A 23,381-nucleotide genomic window follows, 5' to 3' on the forward strand; every position below is an offset into this window, starting at 1 on the left:
CACCTCAACCCCGGCGTCATGTCGTGGGAGGAGATGAACCGTCTCAAGCCGGTCTCGCCCTCGATGGGGATGATGCTCGAGACCACGAGCCGTCGGCTCTTCGAGACCAAGGGCGAGGCCCACTTCGGCTCCCCCGACAAGGACCCCGACGTCCGCCTGCGGGTCCTCGAGGACGCCGGGCGACTCTCGATCCCCTTCACCAGCGGGCTCCTGGTCGGCATCGGCGAGACGCTGGCCGAGCGCGCCGAGACGATCTTCGCGCTGCGCCAGGTCTCGACCCAGTTCGGCGCCGTGCAGGAAGTCATCGTGCAGAACTTCCGGGCCAAGCCCGACACCGCGATGCGCCACAGCGACGACCTCGACCTCGACGACTACCGCGCCGCGATCGCGGTCACCCGGCTCGTCCTCGGCCCCAAGGCACGCCTCCAGGCTCCCCCCAACCTCGTCGACTCCTCCGAGGGGTCGGCGGAGTGCCGGATGCTGCTCGAGGCCGGCGTCGACGACTGGGGCGGGGTGTCCCCCCTGACCCCCGACCACGTGAACCCCGAGCGCCCCTGGCCCAGCCTCGAGCGACTGGCCTCGATCACCGCCGGGTGCGGCTTCGAGCTCAAGGCGCGCCTGACGGTCCACCCCGAGTACGTCCGCGCTGGCGAGCCCTGGCTCGACCCCCGCATCAGCTCCCACGTGGCAGCCCTCGCGCTGCACGACGGCCCCGACGCCGGCCTCGCGCGCCCCGGCGTACGCCCCACCGGGCTGCCGTGGCAGGAACCGGACGGCGGCTTCGCGTCGGTGGGGCGCACCGACCTGCACGCCACCATCGACGCAGACGGACCCGATGGGGGCCGCAGCGAGGACCGTCGCTCCGACTTCGGTGACGTCTACGGCGACTGGGCCTCGGTCAAGGACGCCGCCGGCTCCACGTCCCTGATCGACGGCGCCCCGGCCGTGCTGCACGCCGAGGGAGGCGACGCCCTTCGCGCCGCCGAGGCCGACCCGGGCAACCTCTCCGACGAGCACGCCCTGACCTTGATGACCGCTGAGGGCGACCTGCTGCGCCAGGTCACACGGCTCGCCGACGACCTGCGCCGCCACGCCGTCGGTGACACCGTGACCTACGTCGTGAACCGCAACATCAACTTCACCAACGTCTGCTACGTCGGGTGCCGCTTCTGCGCCTTCGCGCAGCGCCGCACGGATGCCGACGCCTACACCCTCTCCCTCGACGAGGTCGCCGACCGTGCCGCCGAGGCCTGGGACCTCGGCGCGTCCGAGGTCTGCATGCAGGGCGGCATCGACCCCGAGCTGCCCGCCACCGCCTACTTCGACCTGGTCTGCGCGGTCAAGCAACGCGTGCCCGACATGCACGTCCACGCCTTCTCCCCCATGGAGATCGTCAACGGCACCGCCCGCACCGGACTGTCCATCGAGGACTTCCTCATCAAGGCGCGCGAGGCCGGCCTCGGGTCCCTGCCCGGCACCGCCGCCGAGATCCTCGACGACGAGGTCCGCTGGGTCCTCACCAAGGGCAAGCTCCCCGCCCGCACGTGGATCGAGATCGTCTCCACGGCCCACCGCGTCGGCATCCCGACCACCTCCACGATGATGTACGGCCACGTCGACAACCCCCGACACTGGGTCGGGCACCTGCGCGTCCTGTCACGCATCCAGGACGACACGGGCGGCTTCACCGAGTTCGTGCCGCTGCCCTTCGTGCACACCTCCTCCCCGATCTACCTCGCCGGCGTCGCACGCCCCGGCCCCACCCTGCGCGACAACCTTGCCGTGCACGCGATGTCCCGCGTCCTGCTCCACGGCCGGATCGACAACATCCAGACCAGCTGGGTCAAGCTCGGCGTCGAGGGCACCCAGGCCATGCTCAACGCCGGCTGCAACGACCTCGGTGGCACGCTCATGGAGGAGACCATCTCCCGCATGGCCGGCTCCGAGCACGGCTCCGCCAAGACCGTCGCCGAGCTGCACGACATGGCCGCTGCCATCGGCCGTCCCGTCCGCGAGCGCACCACCACCTACCAGCTGCGCTGACCCGGCCCCTGTCGCCGTCATCGGCGTCCGGAACAACAAACCCTCGGACTCCTGATCGACACGATGATCGATCGATCGGCTTGTCGAACGTGGTTCGGACGTGCCCCTTCCTTGTCACGCGCCCCGGCAGTACCAGGCGATCTAGCCCATTCGTGCCATCTCGTCATCTCCAGGTAACAATCTGGCCTCGAGGTCTTTACGTGACCGCAGTCACTCATTATGTTGTGCGAGACAACAAACAGGTGAGGCCGGAGCGGGCTGGTCGCACCATCACCGCGAGGAGGCGGGTCGCATGAAGCGACAGCACACTTTGGTAGTAGCCGGACTCATGGGTGCCGCCCTGGCGCTCAGCGGGTGTGGGAGCGACGACGGCGGATCGGCGTCCGACGGCGGTGCGGCCGACGGCAAGATCGGCGTGATCCTGCCGGACACGCAGTCCTCCGTCCGTTGGGAGAGCGCCGACAAGCCGGCCCTCGAGGCGGCCTTCGATGAGGCCGGCGTGGAGTACGACATCCAGAACGCCGAGGGCGACGCCGACCGCATGACGCAGATCGCCGACGCGATGATCGCCGACGGCGTGACCGTCCTCGCGATCGTCAACCTCGACAGCGACTCCGGTGCCGCCATCCAGGAGAAGGCCGCGTCCCAGGGCGTCGCCACCATCGACTACGACCGCCTGACGCTGGGTGGATCTGCGGAGTACTACGTCTCCTTCGACAACTCCAAGGTCGGCGAGCTCCAGGGTCAGGGCCTGGCCGACTGCCTCGGCGAGGGACCGGCCAACATCGTCTACGTCAACGGCTCCCCCACCGACAACAACGCCACGCTCTTCGCCGAGGGTGCCCACGGCGTCCTCGACGGCATGGACTACTCCGTCGTCGGCGAGCAGGCCGTGCCGGACTGGGACAACGACCAGGCGGTCACGATCTTCGAGCAGCTCTACACCGCTGCCGACGGCGACGTCGACGGCGTCCTCGCCGCCAACGACGGTCTCGGTGGCTCTGTCATCTCCATCCTGGAGAAGAACGGTCGCGCCGGCGAGGTCCCGGTCACTGGCCAGGACGCCACCGTGGAAGGTCTGCAGAACGTGCTGGCCGGCACGCAGTGCATGACGGTCTACAAGTCCGCCAAGCTCGAGGCCGGCGCGCTGGCCGAAGCTGCGATCGCGCTGGTCAACGGTGAAGACGCGGAGACGACAGGCACCGTCAACGACGGCGAGCGCGACGTCCCCTCGATCCTGCTCGACCCCCAGGCGATCACCGCCGACACCGTGAAGGACGTCATCGACGACGGCGGCCAGACCGCCGCCGACGTGTGCGCCGGCGACTTCGCCGCTGCCTGCGCCGAGGCCGGCATCTCCTGACCGGCCCCTGACCTGGTCCCCCGGGGTGGCGATCCCGCCCCGGGGGACCGGCCCGGCAGGCCGCTGGGCCTGCCTGCTGCTCCACCCTCGTCACACACGTCCCCACAGCCATCCCCTGACCGGAGGTAGGTCCATGACCGAGCCGCTCCTCGAGCTCCGCGGTGTCAACAAGAGCTTCGGCGTGGTCCACGTCCTGCACGACGTCGACTTCGCCGTCTACCCGGGCCAGGTCACGGCCCTCGTCGGCGACAACGGCGCCGGCAAGTCCACCCTCGTCAAGATCATCGCCGGCATCTACGGCCGTGACAGCGGCGACTTCCTCTTCGACGGCAAGGAGGTGCACGTCAGCGGCCCTCGCGACGTGGCCGCCCTCGGGGTCGAGGTCGTCTACCAGGACCTCGCCCTGTGCGACAACCTCGACATCGTCGAGAACATGTTCCTCGGCCGCGAGGAGACCTCCGGCCTCACCCTCGACGAGGTGAGCATGGAGTCGCGAGCCCGCGAGACCCTCGCCTCCCTGTCGGTGCGCACCGTCAAGTCGGTCCGCCAGAGCGTGGCCAGCCTGTCCGGCGGTCAGCGCCAGACCGTCGCCATCGCCAAGGCTGTGCTGTGGAACTCCAAGATCGTGCTCCTCGACGAGCCGACCGCCGCTCTCGGCGTCGCCCAGACCCGCCAGGTCCTCGACCTCGTGCGTCGCCTGGCCGACCGCGGACTCGGCGTCGTGCTCATCTCCCACAACATGGGAGACGTCTTCGAGGTCGCCGATCGCATCGTGCCCCTCTACCTCGGCCGCGTGGCTGCCGACGTCAAGACCACCGACGTCACCCACAGCCAGATCGTCGAGCTCATCACTGCCGGACGCTCCGGGGACCTCGGCATGGCCGACCCCGCTGACGCGACCGTCTGACCAGGACCGGAGACCCACCATGACCGTCGGATCCGAACCCACCGCATCGACCACCTCGTCGAAGGAGCACGCCGAGAGCGACTTCTCCGCCGACAGCCACCGCGCCGTCACGTTGCGTGACTCGGCACAGGACTACCTCAACCGCCTGCGTGGCGGCGACATGGGCTCGTTGCCCGCCATCTTCGGCCTCGTCGTCCTCTTCGTGGTGTTCTCACTGGCCCACGACAGGTTCCTCTCCACGATCAACATGGCCAACCTGGTCATCCAGGCGGGCTCGATCTGCGTGCTCGCCATGGGCCTGGTCCTGGTGCTCCTGCTGGGCGAGATCGACCTGTCCGCCGGTGTCGCCGGCGGAGCGGCTGCCTCCATCACGGGGCTGGTGATGGTCGATCACGGCTACAGCTGGTGGCTGGCCACGATCATCGGGCTCCTCGTCGGCGCCCTGATCGGGCTGGTGATCGGGTTGCTGGTCTCCGAGCTGGGGATCCCGTCGTTCGTCGTCACCCTTGCCTTCTTCCTCGCCCTGCAGGCGATCCCGCTCAAGCTCATCGGCTCCGGCGGCTCGATCCGGATCAACGACGAGGTCATCCGCGGGCTGTCCATCAAGAACGTGCCGGTCGCGGCTGGGTGGATCGGTGCCCTGGCGATCGTCGTGCTGTTCGCTGCCCTGGCCCTGTGGCGCTACCGCAGCCGCTCCTCGCGGGGCCTGGCCCACAGCCCCCTGCCCCTGGTGGGCATCCAGATCGTCGTGCTCGCCATCATCGTCCTGGGGGTCACGGCCCTGCTCAACACCAACCGCGGCCGTCCGACGTTCCCCATCGAGGGCATCCCGTGGGTGCTCCCGGTGGTCGCCGTGCTCCTCATCTTCTGGACCTTCATCCTGGACCGCACCCGCTTCGGCCGGCACCTCTACGCCGTGGGCGGCAACGCAGAGGCAGCTCGCCGGGCCGGCATCAACGTGCGCCGGATCAAGATCACGGCCTTCGTCATGTGCTCGATGATGGCCGCCATCAGCGGCATCCTCTCCGCGTCCTACGCCGGCAAGGTCTCGCCGGGCTCGGGAGGCGGCAACGTGCTCCTCTACGCCGTCGGCGCGGCCGTCATCGGTGGCACCAGCCTCTTCGGTGGCCGCGGACGCGCCATCGACGCGGTGATCGGCGGTGTCGTGATCGCCACGATCTCCAACGGCCTCGGGCTGCTCAACCAGGCGAGCTACATCAACTACCTGGTCACCGGCGGGGTCCTGCTGCTGGCCGCGAGCGTCGACGCGATCTCGCGACGCCGGCGTTCCGCAGCAGGCGTCTAGGCCAACCTCATGAGTCGCCAGCGCACCGGCCTCGGCACCAACCAGGAGGCCGTCCGGCGCCACAATCTCGGGACCCTGCTGCAGCACGTCCACCGCGCCGGGCACAGCTCCCGGGCCGAGCTCACCAGCATCATGGGGCTCAACCGCAGCACCATCGCGGGCCTGGTCGGGGAGCTGGAGTCGCTCGGCATCACCGAGCACGCCCTGCCCGCCCAGGCACGTGGTGGCGCCGGACGACCCTCGTCCGGGGTAGGGCTCTCCGACAGTGGCCCGTTCGTCATCGCCGTCGACCTCGGCGTCGACCGGATGGACGTCGCCCGCGTGGGCCTCGGTGGCGTGATCCACGAGCGAGCAGCAGCCCCCATCGTCGGGGGGAGCGAGGCCTGGCAGGTCGCAGGCTCGGTGGCGGCCCTGGTGCGCCGGGTCGTCGAGGACGCCCCAGCGTCCGCTCCCCTCGTCGGCATCGGGATCAGCGTCCCGGGACTCGTCCGGCGAACTGACGGGCTGATCCGGCTCGCCCCCAACCTGGAGTGGCACGACGTCTCGTTCGGCTCGATCATCCTGGCCGCGCTCGGTGTCGACGTCCCGGTCTCGATCGCCAACGACGCCGACCTCGGCGCGCTCGCCGAGCACCACCGGGGCGCCGGCATCGACATCGACGACCTGATCTACGTCTCCGGCAACGTCGGCGTCGGTGCGGGCATCATCACCGGCGGCATGCGGCTCGAGGGCGCCGGCGGCTATGCCGGCGAGATCGGCCACCTGCGCTACAACCCCGAGGGCCGGCTGTGTCACTGCGGCAACCGCGGCTGCTGGGAGACCGAGGTCGGCGCCCACGCGATCGCCCGCGCCATCGGCATCCCCGAGGACCAGGCCGCGTCGCTGGGCGAGGTGCTGGCGGGCTACCGCGAGCCGACTCCCGAGCTGCGCCTGATCGGCAGCCACCTCGGTCACGGGCTGGCCGGGTTGGTCAACGCCTTCAACCCTCAGGTCGTCGTGCTCGGCGGTTACTTCCGCGCGCTCTTCCGCCTGGTGCGCGTGGACGTCCAGGCCGCCCTGGCCGATCGAGCGCTCCCCGCTCCCCTGGAGTCGGTGACCCTCGCCCTGCCCGGCCTCGGCGCCGACTCGGTCCTGCTGGGCGCGGCCGAGAACGCCCTCGAACCGCTCTTCATCGACCCTGTCGCCAGCCTCGGCACGGCGCTCGTCGGGGTGGGCACGAAGCTCGCGGGCTGACCTCTCGGCGTCGAGTGACGCCTCCGGCATGCTCCGGCGGCCCGTGGACGTGCTCGTCGCGTCACTCCGCGCCCGCCACCGCCACCTCGCCGGAGAACACCGCCTCCAGGGACCGCTCGGCCGCCCCGAGCGCGGCGGCCTCCATGCCCAGCGTGGAGAGCCGCAGGTCGGGGCGACGCTGGGCGGGCGAGGGCAGCCGCTGGTCCAGGGCTTCCCGGGCCGGTTGGAGCACCCGCTCCCCCAGCGCCACGAAGTAGCCACCGAGGACGACCACCTCGGGGTCGAGCACGTTGGCGAGGATCGCCAGCCCCAGGCCGACGTCGCGCCCGAGACGGGTCAGCGCCTCACCCACGCGCGGGTCGTCGTCCGCCCGTGCGGCCACGGCCTCCGCGGAGCGCATGGGCGTCTCGAGCTCGGGCATGCCCGCAGCGGCGAGCATCGCGTGGAGGCCGATGGAGGCCTCCCAGCAGCCCTGCCGCCCGCAGCCGCACGTGGCGGCGGAGTCACCGATGGGCATGTGCCCGACCTCGCCCGCGAAGCCCGTCGAGCCCCGCAGCAGCCGTCCCTCGTCGACGATGCCGGCGCCGATCCCGACGGTCCCCGTGAGGTAGAGCGCGTGGTCGGCTCCGACCGCCGCCCCGTGGTGTGACTCGGCGAAGGCCGCGCAGTTGGCGTCGTTGCCGACCGACACCGGGCAGTGGCCGTCCAGTGCCTCGTCGACGGCTGCCGCCACGAGGTCGTCGGCCACGTGCAGGTTGGGCGCCCACGCGACCGACCGGTCGTCGCCGCGCACCAGCCCGGGGACGGCGACCATCGCGCCGAGGAGGCGACCCCGCGGCCCCCGTCGTACGACGTCCTGTGCGAGCGCGACGAGCACCGGGAGGGGGTCGTCGGTCACCGGCCGCGTCTCACTGAGGCGGACCCGGCCGCCCAGGTCGAGCAGCACCGCCGACACGTAGTCGACGTTGAGCTCGAGGCCGAGACCCAGGAGCCCCTCCCCTGTCAGCGACACCGGCCGACCGGGGCGCCCGCGCGCACCCGGCGCGACCACGGTGTCGGTCTCGGACACCGCGGCCGCCTCGACGAGCGCTCCGACGATCACCCCGACCGTGGCCTTGGCCAGGCCGGTCCGCTTGGCGAGCTCGGCCCGGGTCGCGGGGCCGAGCTGTCGCAGGCTCCTCAGCACGACCGCAGTGTTGAGGCGGCGCAGCCCCTCCGTGCTGGCCGGGGCGGCTCCGGGCTGCTCGGCCACGGTCAGCGGACGCCGTAGAGGTGCTCGAGCGCGAGCTGGTCGAGCTTCTCGAAGCCGGCGCCGCGCGCGGCGAGCGCCTCGGGGTCGGGCAGGGCCCACGCCTGCAGCTGCGCCCAGGTCTCCCCAGCACCCAGCGTGGGCTCGGACAGCTCGGCCACCTTGGCCGCCTCGAGGGCTGCCTGGACCTCGGGGTCGGCACGGAAGGCCCGGGACTTCTCGCGCAGGACGAGGTAGTTGGTCATGCACGCCTCGGCCGAGACCCACACGCCCTCGTCGTCCTCGGTGCGGAAGGGCTTGAAGTCGAAGTGGACCGGGCCGTCGTAGCCACCGGCGAGCAGCGTGTCGACGACCCAGAAGGCGCCGCGCACGTTGCCGGCACCGAAGCGCAGGTCCTGGTCGAACTTGGGGCCGCCCTGGCCGTTGAGGTCGATGTGGAAGAGCTTGCCCTGCCACATCGCCTGGGCATAGCCGTGCGCGGCGTTGAGGCCGGCCATCTCCTCGTGACCGATCTCGGGGTTGACCCCGACGCTCTCGGGTCGCTCGAGGGTCTCGATGAAGGCGAGCGCGTGACCGATCGTCGGCAGCAGGATGTCGCCGCGCGGCTCGTTGGGCTTGGGCTCGATGGCGAAGCGCAGGTCGTAGCCCTTCTCGGCGACGTACTGCCCGAGGACGTCGAAGGCCTCCTTGTAGCGGTCGAGCGCCGCAGCGACGTCCTTGCCCGCGCCGGTCTCCGAGCCCTCACGCCCGCCCCAGCAGACGTAGGTCTGCGCGCCGAGCTCGGCGGCGAGGTCGATGTTTCGCATGACCTTGCGGATCGCGAAGCGACGCACGTCGCGCACGTTGGAGGTGAAGCCGCCGTCCTTGAAGACCGGGTGGGTGAAGAGGTTGGTGGTCGCGGTCGTGACGGCCAGGCCCGTCTCGGCCAGACCCTTCTTGAAGCGCTCGATGATCGCGTCGCGCGCGCCGTCGTCACTGCCGAAGGGGATCAGGTCGTCGTCGTGGAAGTTGACGCCGTAGGCACCCAGGCCCGCGAGGCGCTCCAGCGCGTAGACGGGGTCCATCGGGGCGCGCGTGGCGTCGCCGAAGGGGTCGCGCGCGGTCCAGCCGACGGTCCAGAGGCCGAAGGAGAACTTGTCCTCCGGGCGGGGTGCGGGGATCTGGAACTGGCTCATCGAGGTGCCTTTCGTGGGGTGCTGCGGACGGGGTGCGACGTGCGGTCTGCGGTGACTGAGGTCAGGACCAGGTGGCGGTGCGCTCGCGCAGCCGCGCATAGCCCTCACGGACGTACGACGTGGGCCCGTCCGTGAGCCCCGTCGTCAGCTCGACGGTGTCGGCGAGGTGCCACGTGGGCGGGGCGGGCGTGCCGGCGAGCGCCCAGGCGGCCTGGCGGGCGGCGCCGAGGGCGACGTACTCCCCCGGAGGGGGCAGCGTGACGGGCCTGCCGAGGATGGCCGGCGCCAGCGCCTGCAGGGCCGGGCTGCGCGTGGCGCCGCCGACCATCCAGATGCGCTGCGGCTCCTCACCGGTGGCACCGGCAAGGTGGTCGACGGCGTCGGCGAGCGAGCAGAGCAGCGCCTCGAAGGCGGCACGGGCGAGGTCCTCGCGCGTCGTGGCGTCGGTGAGGCCGGTCCAGGTGCCGACGGCTCCGGGAAGGTTGGGCGTGCGCTCGCCGCCGTAGTAGGGCAGGAGGGTGACGCCCCGGGCGCCGGGCTCGGAGACGAGTGCGAGGTCGGAGAGGGTGGCGAGATCGACGCCGAGCCAGCGGGCCTGGTGGTCCAGGATCCGCGCGGCGTTCATCGTGGTGACCATCGGCAGGTAGCCACCGCGCGCGTCGGCGAAGCCGGTGACCGTGCCGGTGCCGTCGGCCACCGGCGTGGCGCTGACGCACGAGGCGACGCCGGAGGTGCCCACGGACACGAGCACGTCGCCGGGACCGAGGCCCAGGCCCAGGGCGGCGCCCATGTTGTCGCCGGTGCCGGCCGCGACCACCTGGCCCGCGGCCGTGCGGCCCGCGACGGCGCCGGGTGCCGCGACCCGGGGCAGCGACGCCTCGTGGCCGAGGGCGGCCGCGAGGAGGTCGTGGCGCCAGGTGCCCTCGGCGATGGCGAAGTAGCCGGTGCCCGAGGCGTCGCCCCGGTCGGTGAAGGCGTCGGTGCCGGGAGCACAGGCGTGCCGGGACACGTAGTCGTGGGGCAGCAGCACCTCGGCCACGCGGGCCGAGGCGGTGGGCTCGTGGTCGCGCAACCAGCGGAGCTTGGTGACGGTGAAGGAGGCGACCAGGACGCTGCCCAGCGCGCTCGCGCAGGCGTCGGGTCCACCCATCTCGGCGATCAGGTCGTGCGCGGCGCCGGCGGAGCGGGTGTCGTTCCACAGCAGGGCGTCGTGCACGGGCTCGCCGGCTGCGTCCAGGGCGACCATGCCGTGCTGCTGACCGGCCACGGCCACCGCGTCGGCCCGGTCGAGGAGCCCGTCGGTCGCCTCGTCGAAGGCCGTCAGCCACGCCCGCGGATCCACCGCGGTGCCGGACGGGTGCGGCGCGCTGCGTTGCGCGACGACGGTGCCGTCGGTCGCGTCCACGAGGACGGCCTTCGTCGACTGCGTCGAGGAGTCGACGCCGAGTACCAAGCTCACGACCCCTATTAAGTACGAGACTCGAACTTAAGTCAAGGGATGCGCATGCCAGTCGTCATGTGGGGGTACCGGCGCCTCCGGGGAGCATCCCCGCCCGGCGTAGGTTGGACAGACATCAGGAGGTCAGACATGACAGCGCCGGACAACGGCCCCGCAGACGGGGACCAGGAGATCTACGACGGCTACAGCGTCGACGACGAGGACCAGCTCACCCCCGAGGACACCCTCGAGGAGGCCGACGTCGACGACGAGCTCGAGCGTGGCTACTCGCCGCCCGAGAGCTACTCCGCCGGCCAGGGCTACGGCAACACGCCCTGGGAGGAGGAGCACCGCGAGACGATCGACCAGCGGATCGGCCAGGAGGTTCCCGACCCCGACCCCTACGCGGAGACGTCCGACGACGACCTCGACGACGGCGAGGTCGGCACGGCTCGCGCCGGCCGCCTGGTCGACATCGACGAGGGCTCCGGCGAGGACACCGAGAAGGACCTCGTCGGCACCGATGTCGGGATCGACGGCGCCGCAGCGTCGGCCGAGGAAGCCGCCGTGCACATCGTCGAGGAGGAGTGGGCGCCGGACATCGACCTGCGCTGACCCCTCACCTCACGCAGCATCCTCACGCAGCACCAGCACCAGCACCAGCACCACGAGCAGCACCCGAACGACGGGGCAGACCCCGCCGCATCCCCATCCCCATCAGGAGCACAACATCATGGTCTTCATCCTCTGGATCCTCGCCGTCATCCTCGTGATCGCCGGCATCGTGCAGCTCTTCAAGGGCGAGACCCTCTGGGGCATCGTCTTGATCATCGTCGGCTTCGCGGTCGGCCCGGGCGGCTACAGCATCTTCAAGTAGGCCCCACCGCAGCCCGAGACGGCTGGAGGGCCACGAGGTCGGGGTCAGTCGGCGACGACGACCTCGACCTCGAAGCCCTCGGAGTTCTCCACGTAGAGCGCGACGTGCTGCTCGCCACCGGCATGGGGATAGCGGTCGGCGAACATCTCGTGCCACCCGTGGGCCGAGGACTCCGCACGCAGCCGGTCGAGCCGGGCCCTGCTCTCCACGTGCAGTGCCAGGTGGTTGAGCCCCGCGCGGTGCCGGTCGTGGGCCTCGTCGACCTGGTCGGACGAGCGCTCGAGGAACAGGTAGGTCCCGTCGGGGTGCACCCACGAGGCGCCCGCGACGTCGACCTCCCACTCCAGCTCGCCGAGCAGCCAGCCCCACTCGTCGACCGCGAGGCCGACGTCGCTCACCCAGAGGTCGAGATGGTGGATCGCGCGTGCCATGCGCCCACCCTAGGCCCTGGCACCGCCCCGGGCTCAGACAACAAGAACACGTTCTAGTTCGCCGCTAGGCTGTGGCCATGCGCTTCTCCATCGTCACGGCGTTCCAGCCGTGCGACCACCTCATCCCGCTCGCGAAGGCCGCCGACGAGCTGGGCTACCACGCGATCTCGATCCCCGACCACGTCGTGGACCTCGAGGAGCTCGCGACGCCCTACCCCTACACCCCCGACGGCAAGCGGCGCTGGGACATCGAGGCCGAGTGGCCAGACCCGTGGGTGCTGGTCGGCGCCCTGTCCGCGGTCACCACGCGGGTGCGCTTCTTCACCAGCATCTACGTCGCCGCGATGCGCAACCCCTTCCAGGTCGCCAAGACGGTCGGCACCGCGGCGGTGCTGTCCGGCGATCGCGTCTCGCTCGGCGTGGGCATCGGGTGGTGCCGCGAGGAGTTCGACCTGCTCGGCGCCAGCTTCGGCACCCGCGGCAAACGCACCGACGAGGGCCTGACGCTGATGAAGGCGCTGTGGGAGCCCGGTTGGACGCAGTTCGAGGGGCACTTCTACACCGCGCCCAAGCTGATGATGAACCCCTCGCCCCGCGCGCAGATCCCGATCCTGGTCGGCGGCCTGTCGGAGATCGCCTTCCAGCGGGCTGCGCGCCACGACGGCTGGGTCGGCGACATCTACACGATCGAGGAGGCCGTCGGGCACGCCGCCCGGCTCCAGGAGATCCGGGCCGAGCAGGGTGCCACGGGCGACTTCTCCGTGATCACCGCGCTGTCCGACGCCTTCCTGCCCGAGCACTTCGCCACAGCCGAGGTCGGCGGGATCACCGAGGTCTGGACCATGCCGTGGGTCTACTACCACGGCATGGACGCCACGCTGGAGCAGAAGCTCGACGGCATGGAGCGCTTCGCCACCGACATCATCGGCGCCCTCTGACGCGCCACCGACGCGCGTGTCAGTGGTCGCGCAGGGCCTCGACCAGCTCCGCCTTGGTCATCGAGGAGCGGCCCTCGACCTCGAGCTCCGCCGCCCGGGAGCGGAGGTCGGCGACCGTCCACTCGTCGTACGACGGGCTGGCACCGCCGCGCTTGCCCACCGCCGAGCGCGACTCCTGGGCCGCGGCGTTGGCGATGCGCGCCGACTTCTCCTTGCTGTTGCCCTCGTCGCGCAGCTTCTCGTAGAGCTCCGGGTCCTTGACGCTCGGTCCCGGCTTCTTCTCGGCAGGCACGGCGGTCTCCTCATCGGTGGCGTGGCCCCACGCTAGCCAGGTGGGCGACCGCGGGCTTCACCGTTGGGGGTGGACGCGTCCGGCCACGGAGCCTGGCACAGTCGGACCGATGACCTCGTCCACCGGATCCGCTGCCCCTCTCGACACCGTCGTGCTCGACCTCGACGGCACGCTCGTCGACTCCGTCTACGTCCACGTCCTCGCGTGGCGCGCCGCCTTCCGCGACGTCGGGCTCGACGTCCCCGCGGCCCGTCTGCACCGGGCGATCGGTCTCGGTGGTGACCGCCTGGTCGCCCACGTCACCGACGACACGGTGGAGCATGCCGTGGGCGACGCCGTCCGCGAGCGCCACCCCCACCACCTCGTCGCCCGTCTCCACGAGATCACGGCCACCGAAGGAGCCGGCGACCTCCTCCAGGCCCTGCACCAGCGTGGCCTGCGCCTGGTCGTCGCCACCTCCGGCGACCGTGAGATGTCCGACCGCCTGCTCGACCTGGTCCCGGGTCGCACGCTCCTGGAGCAGACGATCTCCGGCTCCGACGCCGGGCAGAGCAAGCCGGCGGGCGACCTGGCTGCAGAGGCCCTGCGTGCGGTGGGGGCCACGAACGCGGTCATGCTCGGCGACGCGACGTGGGACGCCCGCACGGCCGCCGAGGTGGGCCTGCCCTGCATCGGCCTGCTCAGCGGTGGCCTCACCGAGGCCGAGCTGCGCGACGCCGGCTGCGCGGAGGTCCACGACTCCCCGGCCCACCTCGTCGCCCGGCTCGACGCATCGCTCCTCGGGCGCGGCGCTCGCTGAGGCCCACTCGGGGCTCGGGTCAGGGCCGCGCTCGCCGCCGGCCGCGCCACCACAGGAAGGTGGCGACCAGGCCGATCAGGACCATCGCGCCGTAGGACACGGCCATCCGCGTCGTGGTCTCGCCCTCGAGCCGGCTCAGCTGCACGCAGTTGAACAGCACGACCAGCCAGACGACCACGAGCACGGCGTCGGCGACGCGCCGCTTCAGGAAGCCCTTGACGCGCTTCACGACGGCGTACGACGAGGGGTGGGGCGGGGCACGCCCGTCACCCTAGCCGCGCTCACCAGAGCGTCGGCAGGCTCCCCAGCTGTATGCGGCGCCACTCGGCCCCAAGACCCATCCGCTCGGCGTCCTCACGGGTCTTCGCGACCTCGACCGTGCAGCGTCGGGGGCTGTCCTTCGGGTCGACCTCGCCCATGTAGACCACACGGCCACCGGGGTTGGGCATGCTCGGCTCGGAAAAGGCATCACTGCAGAAGAGCCGGTCGTAGACGCCGTCGTCCGTGACGATGATGGTGTCGAACCCCTGCTCGCCGAAGACGATGTCGACGCCGTCGCCGGGACGGATCGTGTCGTCCCCCTCGTCCCCGGTGACCCCGAGGTCGCACTCCGTCGTCTGATCCGCTTGGTAGTCAGGACCGAAGCCCGGGCAGGAGTCGTCGCCCGGGCCGGCGTCGATGATGTCCTCGCCGGCACCGCCGTCGAGCTCGTCGCTGCCAGCTTCGCCGTAGACCGTGTCCTCGCCCGCGCCTCCGGCGGCCGCATCGTCGCCGGGACCGCCCCACAGCGTGTCGTTCCCCTCGCCGCCGCTCAGGGCGTCGCCGCCCTCGTCGCCGTAGAGGACGTCATTGCCCCCACCGCCCTGGACGTAGGGCAGGTAGTCGCCGGTCGCCGAGGGCTTCGGGCCGCGGTCGTCGCCCTCCCCGCCGCGGAGCACGTCCACCCCGTCGAGGCCCTGGAGCTGGTCGACGCCAGGCCCCCCGTCGGCGGTGTCGTCGTCGGGACCGGTGTTGATGCGGTCGTCGCCGAGCCCGCCGAGGACGACGTCGGCGCCGGGGCCGGTGCTGATCAGGTCGTTGCCGTCGTCACCCTGCCCCCGGTCGTCGCCAGGCCCGAGGTTGATGTTGTCGTTGTCATCACCGCCCTGACCGAGGTCGTTGCCGTCACCGCCGATGACGAGGTCGTTGCCGGCTCCTCCGACACCGGTGTCGTCGCCGAGACCGCCGTTGAGGTTGTCGTCCCCACCACCGCCCTGGCCGAGGTCGTTGCCGTCACCACCGCTGAAGAGGTCGTTGCCGGGTCCCCCGATGCCGACGTCGGCGCCGGCGGCGCCGCCGAGGTTGTCGTTGCCGGGACCACCGTCGAGGCGGTCGTCGCCCTCGGCGCCGGAGACCTTGTCGTTGCCACCCTTGGCGTAGACCTTGTCGTTGCCCAGCCGCGCGTTGATCGTGTCGGCGTTGTTGGTGCCGTAGAGCTTGTCGTTGCCGCTGGTGCCGGCGATCGTCGCGGCCGTGGCCAGCGAGGGCAGGAGGGCGAGCGCGGAGCCGGCGACGAGGATCCGCAGGCGTCGGGACGGGAGCACGGGAGCGACCATGGACTGACACTAACCCCGCACGTCCCCCGGGGTGGGCACTTTCACACAGGGAGGCCCGCTCACATCGCGGCGCTCCACGCCGGAGACGCACGGGTGGGCGAGCGGACCGCCCTGGTGGGGGCTCCCCTGGATCAGCCGCCGAAGGCCGGCGGGCGGTAGGAGCGGCTCCGACAGGGGCCGCGGTCGGGCTTCGCGAAACGCTCGCGGACACGGCACACCCGCCGCATCTGGTCACGGGCATCTGGTCGCAGCAGCCAGCCCTGCTCCACAGCGCGATCGGTGGCCGTACCCATCAGGCGTTGGTAGCGCGCGAAGGTACCGTAGCGCTGCTGGACCTCGGCGTCGCTGAACGGCACGGTGATGCCACCGAGGTTGCACAGGGTGCTCTCATAGGTCGCCACCGGCACCTCCATGGGCGCCAGTCGGATGCCACCGCGGGTGTTGCGGTCCGCGTCCTTGGCGAGCGCACCACCGGAGAACTCGTAGCGCGGCGTGAGCGCCGGTCGCCGCCCGGTGCGGACCCAGACGTTGAGCTGGTGCAGCGCGGTCGAGACGGCGTAGTGGTTAGGCATGGTCGCCCCCGCGACGGTGCAGACGTTCTGCAGGGGCGCGACCACCTGACCGTAGTTGCCTGCCTCGTTGATCAGCCGCCGGTAGCCGCTCCGGTCCTTGGCAGGGCGCCCGGCGACCCGCGGAGCCTGCCCCATGACCTGCTGCACCCCGATGAAGTAGTCGGAGTGAGCGGCGCCGGCGACCTCCCACAGCCGGTAGTTGCGGTCCCGCGTCGGCGGGGCCGGGTCGGCCTCGCGGTCACTCAGCAGGTGCAGCACCGGGACGTCCAGCGCAGCATCGAAGGTCTTCTCACCACCGCCGTGGATGAGGAAACCGTCGATCGCCGCACCCTCGCTCTGGACCTCGTTGACGTAGGAGTACAGGCGACTGGCCGACTGCGACTGCCCGGCGGCGATGATCCGCTCCACCCCGAGGCCGGGCATCGGGTCCAGACCCCGACCCTGCCCCCGCAGGGCGCGAGCCACCTGGGTGAACATGTCCGCTGCGAAGTCGTCGCCGGGATGCGAGATGGCCGCGTAACGCACCGGGTCGAGGACCTGGGGGGTCAGCGGGCTGCAGCAGAGCCCGGCAGCCTGGGCGCTGACGTGCACGAAGGCGAAGCCCTCGCGCAACAGCATCTCGCGGGCCTCGAGGCTGTCGACGGCGTTCTCGAACTGCGCCGTCACGTTGACCCAGTCGAGCATCACGGTGCCGTTGAAGTCGCGCTCGTCGCGAGGGCGCGTCACGATGATCCGGGTCGTGTACGGCGCGCGCGCGCCGTCGAGCGCGGTCGCGACGCCGGACACGAGGTACTCCCGCTGTGTGTAGCCGAACGGACCCAACAGGTGCCAGGAGTCCCACAGCGGGGAGCCGCGCAGCCCCGCCGGTGGGGCGCTCAGCCGCGGCACGGCCACGCTCGCCGGATCGAGGCGGCCCGAAGGGTCGGCGACCACCGGCATCGACCACCCCGTCGCCAGCAGCAGCACAGCGAGGAGCCCCGTCAGCGCACGACGTGATGTCATACCTGACGTAACGCACACCACATGGTGGGGTTATGCCTGGACCTGGGCTTGCTCTGGATCGTGAACGGGTCGGATCCCGAGCCTGCCTTGCTGCCCACCGCTGCCGGGATCCTTCACTCGAGGCTCCTGAGGGTGATGTGCCCAACGGAACCCGCAGACGCATGCGGCCCGGACTACTCCCACTCGATCGTGCCCGGCGGCTTGGAGGTGATGTCGACGGTGACGCGGTTGATCTCGCTGACCTCGTTGGTGATGCGCGTGGAGATGCGCTCCATCAGGTCGAAGGGCAGGCGCGCCCAGTCAGCGGTCATCGCGTCCTCGGAGGTGACCGGTCGCAGGACGACCGGGTGCCCGTAGGTGCGACCGTCGCCCTGCACGCCGACGGAGCGTACGTCGGCCAGCAGCACGACCGGCATCTGCCAGATGTCGCGGTCGAGACCGGCGCGGGTCAGCTCCTCGCGGGCGATCGCGTCAGCCTGGCGCAGGATGTCGAGACGCTCGCGGGTGACCTCGCCGATGATCCGGATGCCCAGGCCGGGGCCGGGGAACGGCTGGCGGTGCACGATCTCGGCGGGCAGGCCCAGCTGCTCGCCGACCAGGCGCACCTCGTCCTTGAAGAGCGTGCGCAGCGGCTCGACCAGCTCGAACTCGAGGTCGTCGGGCAGGCCGCCGACGTTGTGGTGGGACTTGATGGTGGAGGTGCCCGCTCCCCCGCCCGACTCGACGACGTCGGGGTAGAGCGTGCCCTGCACCAGGAAGGCGACCTTGTCGCCGTCGTCGCCGGAGACGGCGTCGGCGAGGATCTCGGCCTCGGCGGCCTCGAAGGTGCGGATGAACTCCCGGCCGATGACCTTGCGCTTCTCCTCGGGGTCGACGACCCCGGCGAGCGCGTCGAGGAACTGCTTCTCGGCGTCGACGACGACCAGGTCCACGCCCGTGGCGGCGACGAAGTCGCGCTCGACCTGCTCGGTCTCGCCCTGGCGCATCAGCCCGTGGTCGACGTAGACGCAGGTGAGCCGGTCACCGATGGCGCGCTGCACGATGGCGGCCGCGACGGCGGAGTCGACGCCGCCGGAGAGGCCGCAGATGGCCTGGCCACGCTCGCCGATCTGCGCCTGGATCTTGGCGATCTCCTCCTCGACGATGTTGACCATCGTCCAGGTCTGGCGGCAGCCGGCGATGTCGTGCAGGAAGTGCTCGAGGACCTGCTGCCCGTGCTCGGAGTGCAGCACCTCGGGGTGCCACTGCACCCCGGCCAGCCCGCGGTCGACGTCCTCGAAGGCCGCGACCGGGGTGGCTGCGGTGGAGGCGAGGACGGAGAAGCCCTCGGGCGCCTCGGTGACGGAGTCTCCGTGCGACATCCACACGACGTGGTCACCCGGGATGCCGGCGAGCAGGGTGCCGGGCTCGCCGAGGGAGACGGCCGTGCGGCCGTACTCCCGCGCGCCCGAGTGGGCGACGGTCCCGCCGAGGCCCTGCGCCATCAGCTGGAAGCCGTAGCACATGCCGAAGACCGGGGTCCCGGACGTGAAGATCGCGGTGTCGATCCTCGGCGCCCCGTCGGCGTAGACCGAGGACGGCCCGCCGGACAGGATGATCGCCTTCGGCTTGCGCGCCAGCATCTCCTCCACGGGGAGGTGGTGCGGGACGATCTCGGAGTAGACCCGTGCCTCGCGAACGCGGCGGGCGATCAGCTGGGCGTACTGCGCCCCGAAGTCGACCACCAGGACCAGATCGTGCTCCGCAGCCTGCGTCATGCGGCGATCCTATCGGCGGGCGCGGGGTGCCTCAGCCACCGGTTCCTGCGCTGGTACGACGCGCGCGGGCCGGACGGACACAGCTCGACCGACCGGTCTCGACGCGGCCGTCGAGCCTGCGTCGCTTCGCTCCGCCGGCTCGGGCCGGCTCGACCTCCTCGATGATCTGTTGCCTCCGAGCTCGCTCGGAGGCAACAGTCTCGGAAATGCACCAGGGCCCGGCCGGGGAGGGAGGGTGGCCGGGCCCTGATCGTCCACGCAGACTGTTGGACAGCGCCTGGACCGATGGAACCGGCGATTGGGAGGGAGCATGAGTGCCGGTTCCGAAGCGTTCAACGAGCCCGCCCAGCCCCGGTTACGGCCCCGGCCCGACCAATCGGGTCTTGGTCTAGACCGGGATCGCCGCGTTCAGGTGACCTGGACGATCGGCAGGCGCAGGGCACCGGGAGCGCTGGCCGGTACGACGGGCGCGACCGGCGCCACAGGGGCGATCCGTTCGTAGTCGGTGCCGAGCATCGGACGCGGGTCGGGCTCGCCCTTGTTGGGCCACAGCGCCATCGCCCGCTCCGCCTGGGCGGTGATCGTCAGCGACGGGTTGACCCCGAGGTTGGCCGAGATGGCCGACCCGTCCGCGACGTGCAGCCCGGGGTAGTTGAACACCCGCTGGTAGGGGTCGACCACACCGTTGTCGGCGTCCGTGCCGATGGCGCAACCGCCGATGAAGTGGGCGGTCAGCGGCATGTTGAACGGCTCACCGACGTTGCCGCCGGCGGTGCCGCCCAGGATGCCCGCGATGCGTCGTACGGCCTCGTTGGCGACCGGGATCCAGGTCGGGTTGGGAGCGCCGTGGCCCTGCTTGGAGGTCATGTGCCAGCGGCCGGTGACCTTGTTGCGCTTGCCGTAGGTGGTGATGGAGTTGTCGAGGCTCTGCATGACCAGGGCGATGACGGTGCGCTCCGACCAGTGCTTGAGGTCGTAGAGCTCGAAGAGGTTCTTCTTCTCGGTCCACATCGTCTTGGCCCAGGTCTTCCAGCGGGGCTCGTCGCCGTCACCGTCGGTCAGGACCGTCTGCATCAACGCCATCGTGTTGAAGCCCTTGCCGTAGCGGCAGGGCTCGATGTGCGTGTGCTCGTCGGGGTGGAAGCTGGAGGTGATCGCCACGCCGTAGGAGTAGTCGGTCGTGTCCTTGGACGGCGCGATCGCCCCGAGGATGGACTCGGAGTTGGTGCGCGAGAGGTAACCGAGGCGGCTCGAGAGCGCGGGCAGCCAGCCCTCGTCCTTCATCCGGTGCAGCAGCTTCTGGGTGCCCAGCGAGGCCGCCGCGAAGACGACGTGCTCGGCCGTGAGCTTGCGGGTGGTCGCGGCGGTGGCGCGCTTGGCCTTGGTGTACTTGATCGTCACCTCGTAACCACCACCCGTGCGCGGACGCACGCGGGTGACGGTGCTCAGCGGCATCACCCGGGCGCCGCGCTTCTCGGCGAGGTAGAGGTAGTTCTTGACCAGGGTGTTCTTGGCGTTGTGACGACAGCCCGACATGCACTCGCCGCAGTTGATGCAGGCGTTGCGCTCGGGACCCTCCCCACCGAAGAAGGGGTCGGCGGTCGTCTCGCCGGGCTGCTGGCCGGGGCCGCCGAAGAACACGCCGACCGGGGTCGGGTGGAAGGTGTCGCCCACCCCCATGTCGTTGGCGACCTTCTCCATCACGTCGTCGGCCGGGGTGCGGACGGGGTTCTCCACGACGCCGAGCATCCGCTTGGCCTGGTCGTAGTAGGGCGCCAGCTCGTCCTTCCAGTCCGTGATGCCGGACCACTGCGGGTCGGCGTAGAACTGCTCGAGCGGCTCGTAGAGCGTGTTGGCGTAGACGAGCGACCCGCCGCCGACACCGGCGCCGGCGACGATCAGGGTGTCACGCAGCGCGTCGATGCGCTGGATGCCGTAGCAACCCAGGGCCGGGGCCCACAGGTAGCTCTTGATGTCGAGGGTGCCCTGGGAGAAGTCCTTGTCCTCGAAGCGGGGGCCGGCCTCGATGACGCCGACCTTGTAGCCCTTCTCGGTCAGGCGCAGGGCGGAGACGGACCCGCCGAAGCCGGACCCGATCACCAGGACGTCGTAGTCGTAGGTGTTGTCGTTGCTCATGCTCGTCCCAGCTTCTTCATCAGTCGGAGGTTGGCGGTCATCACCTTGGCGTAGGCCTCGTCGGACATCCCGAGCATCGGCGCGAAACGGATCAACCGCTGCGTCGCCACGGCCTGGCTCTCGGTGTAGCGGTGGATGCCCTCGCTGCCCTGCCGGCGACCCATGCCGGACTCGCGCATGCCACCCATCGGCGAGTCGATGCTCGCGAAGGTGGCACCGAAGGCCTCGTTGATGTTGACGGTGCCGCACTTGATGTGACGCGCGATCGCCCGGGCCCGGGCACCGTCCTGGCTGTAGATGGAGGCGTTGAGGCCGTAGTCGCCGTCGTTGGCGCGGGCGACCGCGTCGGCCTCGTCGTGGAAGCGGTAGAGCGCGATCACCGGCCCGAACGTCTCGTGCCCGAAGCACGTCATGTCGGGGGTGACGCCCTCGAGGATCGTCGGCTCGAAGAAGAACGGGCCCAGGTCGGGACGGGCCCGACCACCGGCGAGCACGCGGGCGCCCTTGGCGACCGCATCCTCGACGTGGGCGACCACGGTGTCGAGCTGGTCCTGGGAGATCAGCGAGCCCATGTCGTTGCCCCAGTCGAGCGTGGCGCCCAGGGTCATGGCCTCGGTGCGCGCCACGAAGCGCTCGACGAACCGGTCGTAGACCTGGTCGGCGACGAACATCCGCTCCATGGAGACGCACAGCTGGCCGGCGTTGGAGAACGACGCCCGCACCGCACCCTCGGCAGCCTTCTCGAGGTCGGCGTCACGCAGGACCAGGAGGGGGTTCTTGCCGCCGAGCTCGAGCGAGCAGCCGATCAGCCGCTCGGCGCAGCCGGCCGCCACGCGCTTGCCGGTCGCGGTCGAGCCGGTGAAGCAGACGTAGTCGGCGCGGCTGATGATCGACGGGCCGATGGTGGACCCGGGGCCGGCGACGACCTGCCACAGGTCCTGCGGGAAGCCGGCGTCCTCCAGCAGCTCCTTGGCCAGCAGCGCCGAGAGCATCGTCTGGGCGTCGGGCTTGGCGACCACGGCGTTGCCGGCGAGCAGGGCGGGCAGGCCGTCGCAGAGCGCCATGGTGAAGGGGTAGTTCCAGGGCGAGATGATGCCGACGACACCCTTCGGAACGCGGTTGACCTCGACCCGCGTCAGGCCCGGGACGACGCCGAGCTTGCGCTGGGTGTCGAGGTGCTGGTGGGCGGTGCGACCGTAGTAGCGCGCGGTGAGCGCGATGTGCAGTGGCTCGTCGAAGGCGTGCTTGCGGGCCTTGCCCGACTCCCACACGATCAGGTCGATGATCTCGTCCTGGCGGTCGAGCACCAGGTCGTGCAGGCGCATCAGCATGGCGGCGCGCTCGTCGACGGTGGTGCGGGCCCAGACGGCCTGCGCGCGCCGGGCGCGCACGAAGGCCTCGGCCACGTCGGCGTCGCTCGACTGCGGGATGTTGGCCAGCGGCGCGCCGTTGAGCGGCGAGAAGACCGCGGCGGTCGTGCCGGTCGTCGCGAGCAGCCGGGCGGTGAGCGCATCGACGTACTCGGGCTCGAGGGCGTAGGACGCGGTCGGGTCGTGCTCGGGATCGGCCGGCCCCTCGGTGAGCGGGTTGACCCCGCCGGAGGGAGTGGGGCTCTGGTCACTCATGTACCGAGAGTATGTGAGCGGCGTCTCCCTGCCTACCGATTGGTATCGAAATGTGGGGCTTTACACACCGGGCTGGCATGTCAAGCGTGCCCACGGCGTCGCTGGGGTAGACCAGTCCCATGCTCATCACCCTGCGCACGGTCGTCCTCTCCGTCGCCTCCACCCTGTTCTTCTTCGCCCTCGCGCTCTACTTCGTGCTCGGCACCAGCGAGACCGCCTACGACGTGCCGCCCGCCTGGTTGCTCGGCGCCCAGGTGGTCGCCGCACTGGCGATCCACCTGCTGCTGACGGCCGTGGGCTACCGCACTCCGGCCATCGCCCCCGGCACTCCCCCGGACCAGGCCGCCACGAAGTCCGCGGCCGCGTTCTCCAGCACGACCATCCTGCGGATGGTGCTCGCGGAGTCGGTCGCCATCGTCTCCGTCGCAGCCGCGTTCATCGTGACGCGGGGCGAGTACGTCGCCTACCTCACCGGGGCGCTGCTCGCGCTCGTGCTGCTGGCCTTCCACGCCTTCCCGCGTGAGCGCACGATCAGCAAGGTCCAGGCCAGCCTGGAGCGCGCGGGCGGCACGTCCCACCTGCGCGAGAAGCTCGGCGCTCCCGCCCAGCAGACCGGCCCGATCCAGCGTCTCTGAGGCCTGCC

General features: G+C 71.0%; 21 protein-coding genes. 10 read left to right on the forward strand and 11 right to left on the reverse strand.

Annotation, left to right across the window (positions count from 1 at the left end):
- From RMN98_RS15290 to RMN98_RS15310, 5 genes are all read left to right on the forward strand, one after another.
- On the forward strand, positions 1–2,043 hold a 2,043-nt coding region (locus RMN98_RS15290; protein WP_309649679.1), incomplete at its 5' end, for a bifunctional FO biosynthesis protein CofGH.
- A 292-nt stretch (positions 2,044–2,335) separates the two neighbouring features.
- Positions 2,336–3,406, forward strand: coding sequence for a substrate-binding domain-containing protein (locus tag RMN98_RS15295; protein ID WP_309649680.1), 1,071 nt, complete (start codon positions 2,336–2,338; stop codon positions 3,404–3,406).
- A gap of 133 nt (positions 3,407–3,539) precedes the next feature.
- Positions 3,540–4,313, forward strand: a complete 774-nt coding sequence (locus tag RMN98_RS15300) for an ATP-binding cassette domain-containing protein (protein ID WP_309649681.1) — start codon at positions 3,540–3,542, stop codon at positions 4,311–4,313.
- A 19-nt stretch (positions 4,314–4,332) separates the two neighbouring features.
- Entirely contained in the window at positions 4,333–5,619 is a 1,287-nt protein-coding gene (locus RMN98_RS15305) for an ABC transporter permease subunit (protein WP_309649682.1), read from the forward strand.
- A gap of 9 nt (positions 5,620–5,628) precedes the next feature.
- On the forward strand, positions 5,629–6,852 hold the full coding sequence (locus RMN98_RS15310) for an ROK family protein (RefSeq protein ID WP_309649683.1): 1,224 nt from the start codon (positions 5,629–5,631) through the stop codon (positions 6,850–6,852).
- A 61-nt stretch (positions 6,853–6,913) separates the two neighbouring features.
- On the opposite strand, the gene RMN98_RS15315 is transcribed toward RMN98_RS15310, so the two are convergent.
- The 3 genes from RMN98_RS15315 to xylB all read right to left on the reverse strand — a co-directional run bounded on the left by RMN98_RS15315 (position 6,914) and on the right by xylB (position 10,735).
- Positions 6,914–8,104, reverse strand: a complete 1,191-nt coding sequence (locus RMN98_RS15315) for an ROK family transcriptional regulator (RefSeq protein ID WP_309649684.1) — start codon at positions 8,102–8,104, stop codon at positions 6,914–6,916.
- Positions 8,105–8,106: 2 nt separating this feature from the next.
- On the reverse strand, positions 8,107–9,276 hold the full coding sequence (gene xylA, locus RMN98_RS15320; RefSeq protein ID WP_309649685.1) for a xylose isomerase: 1,170 nt from the start codon (positions 9,274–9,276) through the stop codon (positions 8,107–8,109).
- Positions 9,277–9,337: 61 nt separating this feature from the next.
- Entirely contained in the window at positions 9,338–10,735 is a 1,398-nt protein-coding gene (gene xylB / locus RMN98_RS15325; protein WP_309649686.1) for a xylulokinase, read from the reverse strand.
- Positions 10,736–10,864: 129 nt separating this feature from the next.
- Here xylB and RMN98_RS15330 point away from each other — a divergent pair, with 129 nt between their 5' ends.
- Together RMN98_RS15330 and RMN98_RS15335 are read left to right on the forward strand one after the other, a co-directional pair.
- Positions 10,865–11,329, forward strand: coding sequence for a DUF5709 domain-containing protein (locus tag RMN98_RS15330; protein ID WP_309649687.1), 465 nt, complete (start codon positions 10,865–10,867; stop codon positions 11,327–11,329).
- A gap of 118 nt (positions 11,330–11,447) precedes the next feature.
- Entirely contained in the window at positions 11,448–11,591 is a 144-nt protein-coding gene (locus tag RMN98_RS15335) for a GPGG-motif small membrane protein (protein WP_170259047.1), read from the forward strand.
- 44 nt (positions 11,592–11,635) lie between these two features.
- On the opposite strand, the gene RMN98_RS15340 is transcribed toward RMN98_RS15335, so the two are convergent.
- Positions 11,636–12,022 (reverse strand): VOC family protein, encoded by a 387-nt coding sequence (locus tag RMN98_RS15340; protein WP_309649688.1) that lies wholly within the window; start codon positions 12,020–12,022, stop codon positions 11,636–11,638.
- Between the two features lie 77 nt (positions 12,023–12,099).
- Here RMN98_RS15340 and RMN98_RS15345 point away from each other — a divergent pair, with 77 nt between their 5' ends.
- Entirely contained in the window at positions 12,100–12,960 is an 861-nt protein-coding gene (locus RMN98_RS15345) for a TIGR03619 family F420-dependent LLM class oxidoreductase (RefSeq protein WP_309649689.1), read from the forward strand.
- Positions 12,961–12,979: 19 nt separating this feature from the next.
- Here the strand turns inward: RMN98_RS15345 and RMN98_RS15350 are convergent, their stop codons facing one another.
- Complete coding sequence (locus RMN98_RS15350; protein WP_309649690.1) at positions 12,980–13,252, reverse strand: Rho termination factor N-terminal domain-containing protein; 273 nt, start codon at positions 13,250–13,252, stop codon at positions 12,980–12,982.
- A gap of 109 nt (positions 13,253–13,361) precedes the next feature.
- Between RMN98_RS15350 and RMN98_RS15355 the strand changes: the two genes are divergently transcribed.
- A complete protein-coding gene (locus tag RMN98_RS15355; protein ID WP_309649691.1) occupies positions 13,362–14,051 on the forward strand; it encodes an HAD family hydrolase in 690 nt (229 codons plus the stop codon).
- Between the two features lie 19 nt (positions 14,052–14,070).
- Here RMN98_RS15355 and RMN98_RS15360 read toward each other — a convergent pair whose 3' ends face one another.
- The 6 genes from RMN98_RS15360 to RMN98_RS15385 all read right to left on the reverse strand — a co-directional run bounded on the left by RMN98_RS15360 (position 14,071) and on the right by RMN98_RS15385 (position 22,738).
- Positions 14,071–14,280, reverse strand: a complete 210-nt coding sequence (locus tag RMN98_RS15360; RefSeq protein WP_309649692.1) for a hypothetical protein — start codon at positions 14,278–14,280, stop codon at positions 14,071–14,073.
- A gap of 52 nt (positions 14,281–14,332) precedes the next feature.
- Entirely contained in the window at positions 14,333–15,646 is a 1,314-nt protein-coding gene (locus RMN98_RS15365; RefSeq protein ID WP_309649693.1) for a calcium-binding protein, read from the reverse strand.
- 131 nt (positions 15,647–15,777) lie between these two features.
- A complete protein-coding gene (locus tag RMN98_RS15370) occupies positions 15,778–17,220 on the reverse strand; it encodes an alpha/beta hydrolase domain-containing protein (RefSeq protein WP_309649694.1) in 1,443 nt (480 codons plus the stop codon).
- 173 nt (positions 17,221–17,393) lie between these two features.
- Complete coding sequence (guaA, locus tag RMN98_RS15375) at positions 17,394–18,977, reverse strand: glutamine-hydrolyzing GMP synthase (RefSeq protein ID WP_309649695.1); 1,584 nt, start codon at positions 18,975–18,977, stop codon at positions 17,394–17,396.
- A gap of 408 nt (positions 18,978–19,385) precedes the next feature.
- Positions 19,386–21,113 (reverse strand): GMC family oxidoreductase, encoded by a 1,728-nt coding sequence (locus RMN98_RS15380; RefSeq protein WP_309649696.1) that lies wholly within the window; start codon positions 21,111–21,113, stop codon positions 19,386–19,388.
- Complete coding sequence (locus RMN98_RS15385; RefSeq protein ID WP_309649697.1) at positions 21,110–22,738, reverse strand: succinic semialdehyde dehydrogenase; 1,629 nt, start codon at positions 22,736–22,738, stop codon at positions 21,110–21,112. The genes RMN98_RS15380 and RMN98_RS15385 overlap by 4 nt, the downstream gene beginning before the upstream one ends.
- A 119-nt stretch (positions 22,739–22,857) precedes the next feature.
- Here RMN98_RS15385 and RMN98_RS15390 point away from each other — a divergent pair, with 119 nt between their 5' ends.
- Positions 22,858–23,373, forward strand: coding sequence for a hypothetical protein (locus tag RMN98_RS15390; RefSeq protein WP_309649698.1), 516 nt, complete (start codon positions 22,858–22,860; stop codon positions 23,371–23,373).
- The last annotated feature ends 8 nt before the right edge of the window (positions 23,374–23,381 follow it).

The organism is Nocardioides sp., assembly GCF_031397825.1.
Lineage (GTDB): Bacteria > Actinomycetota > Actinomycetes > Propionibacteriales > Nocardioidaceae > Nocardioides.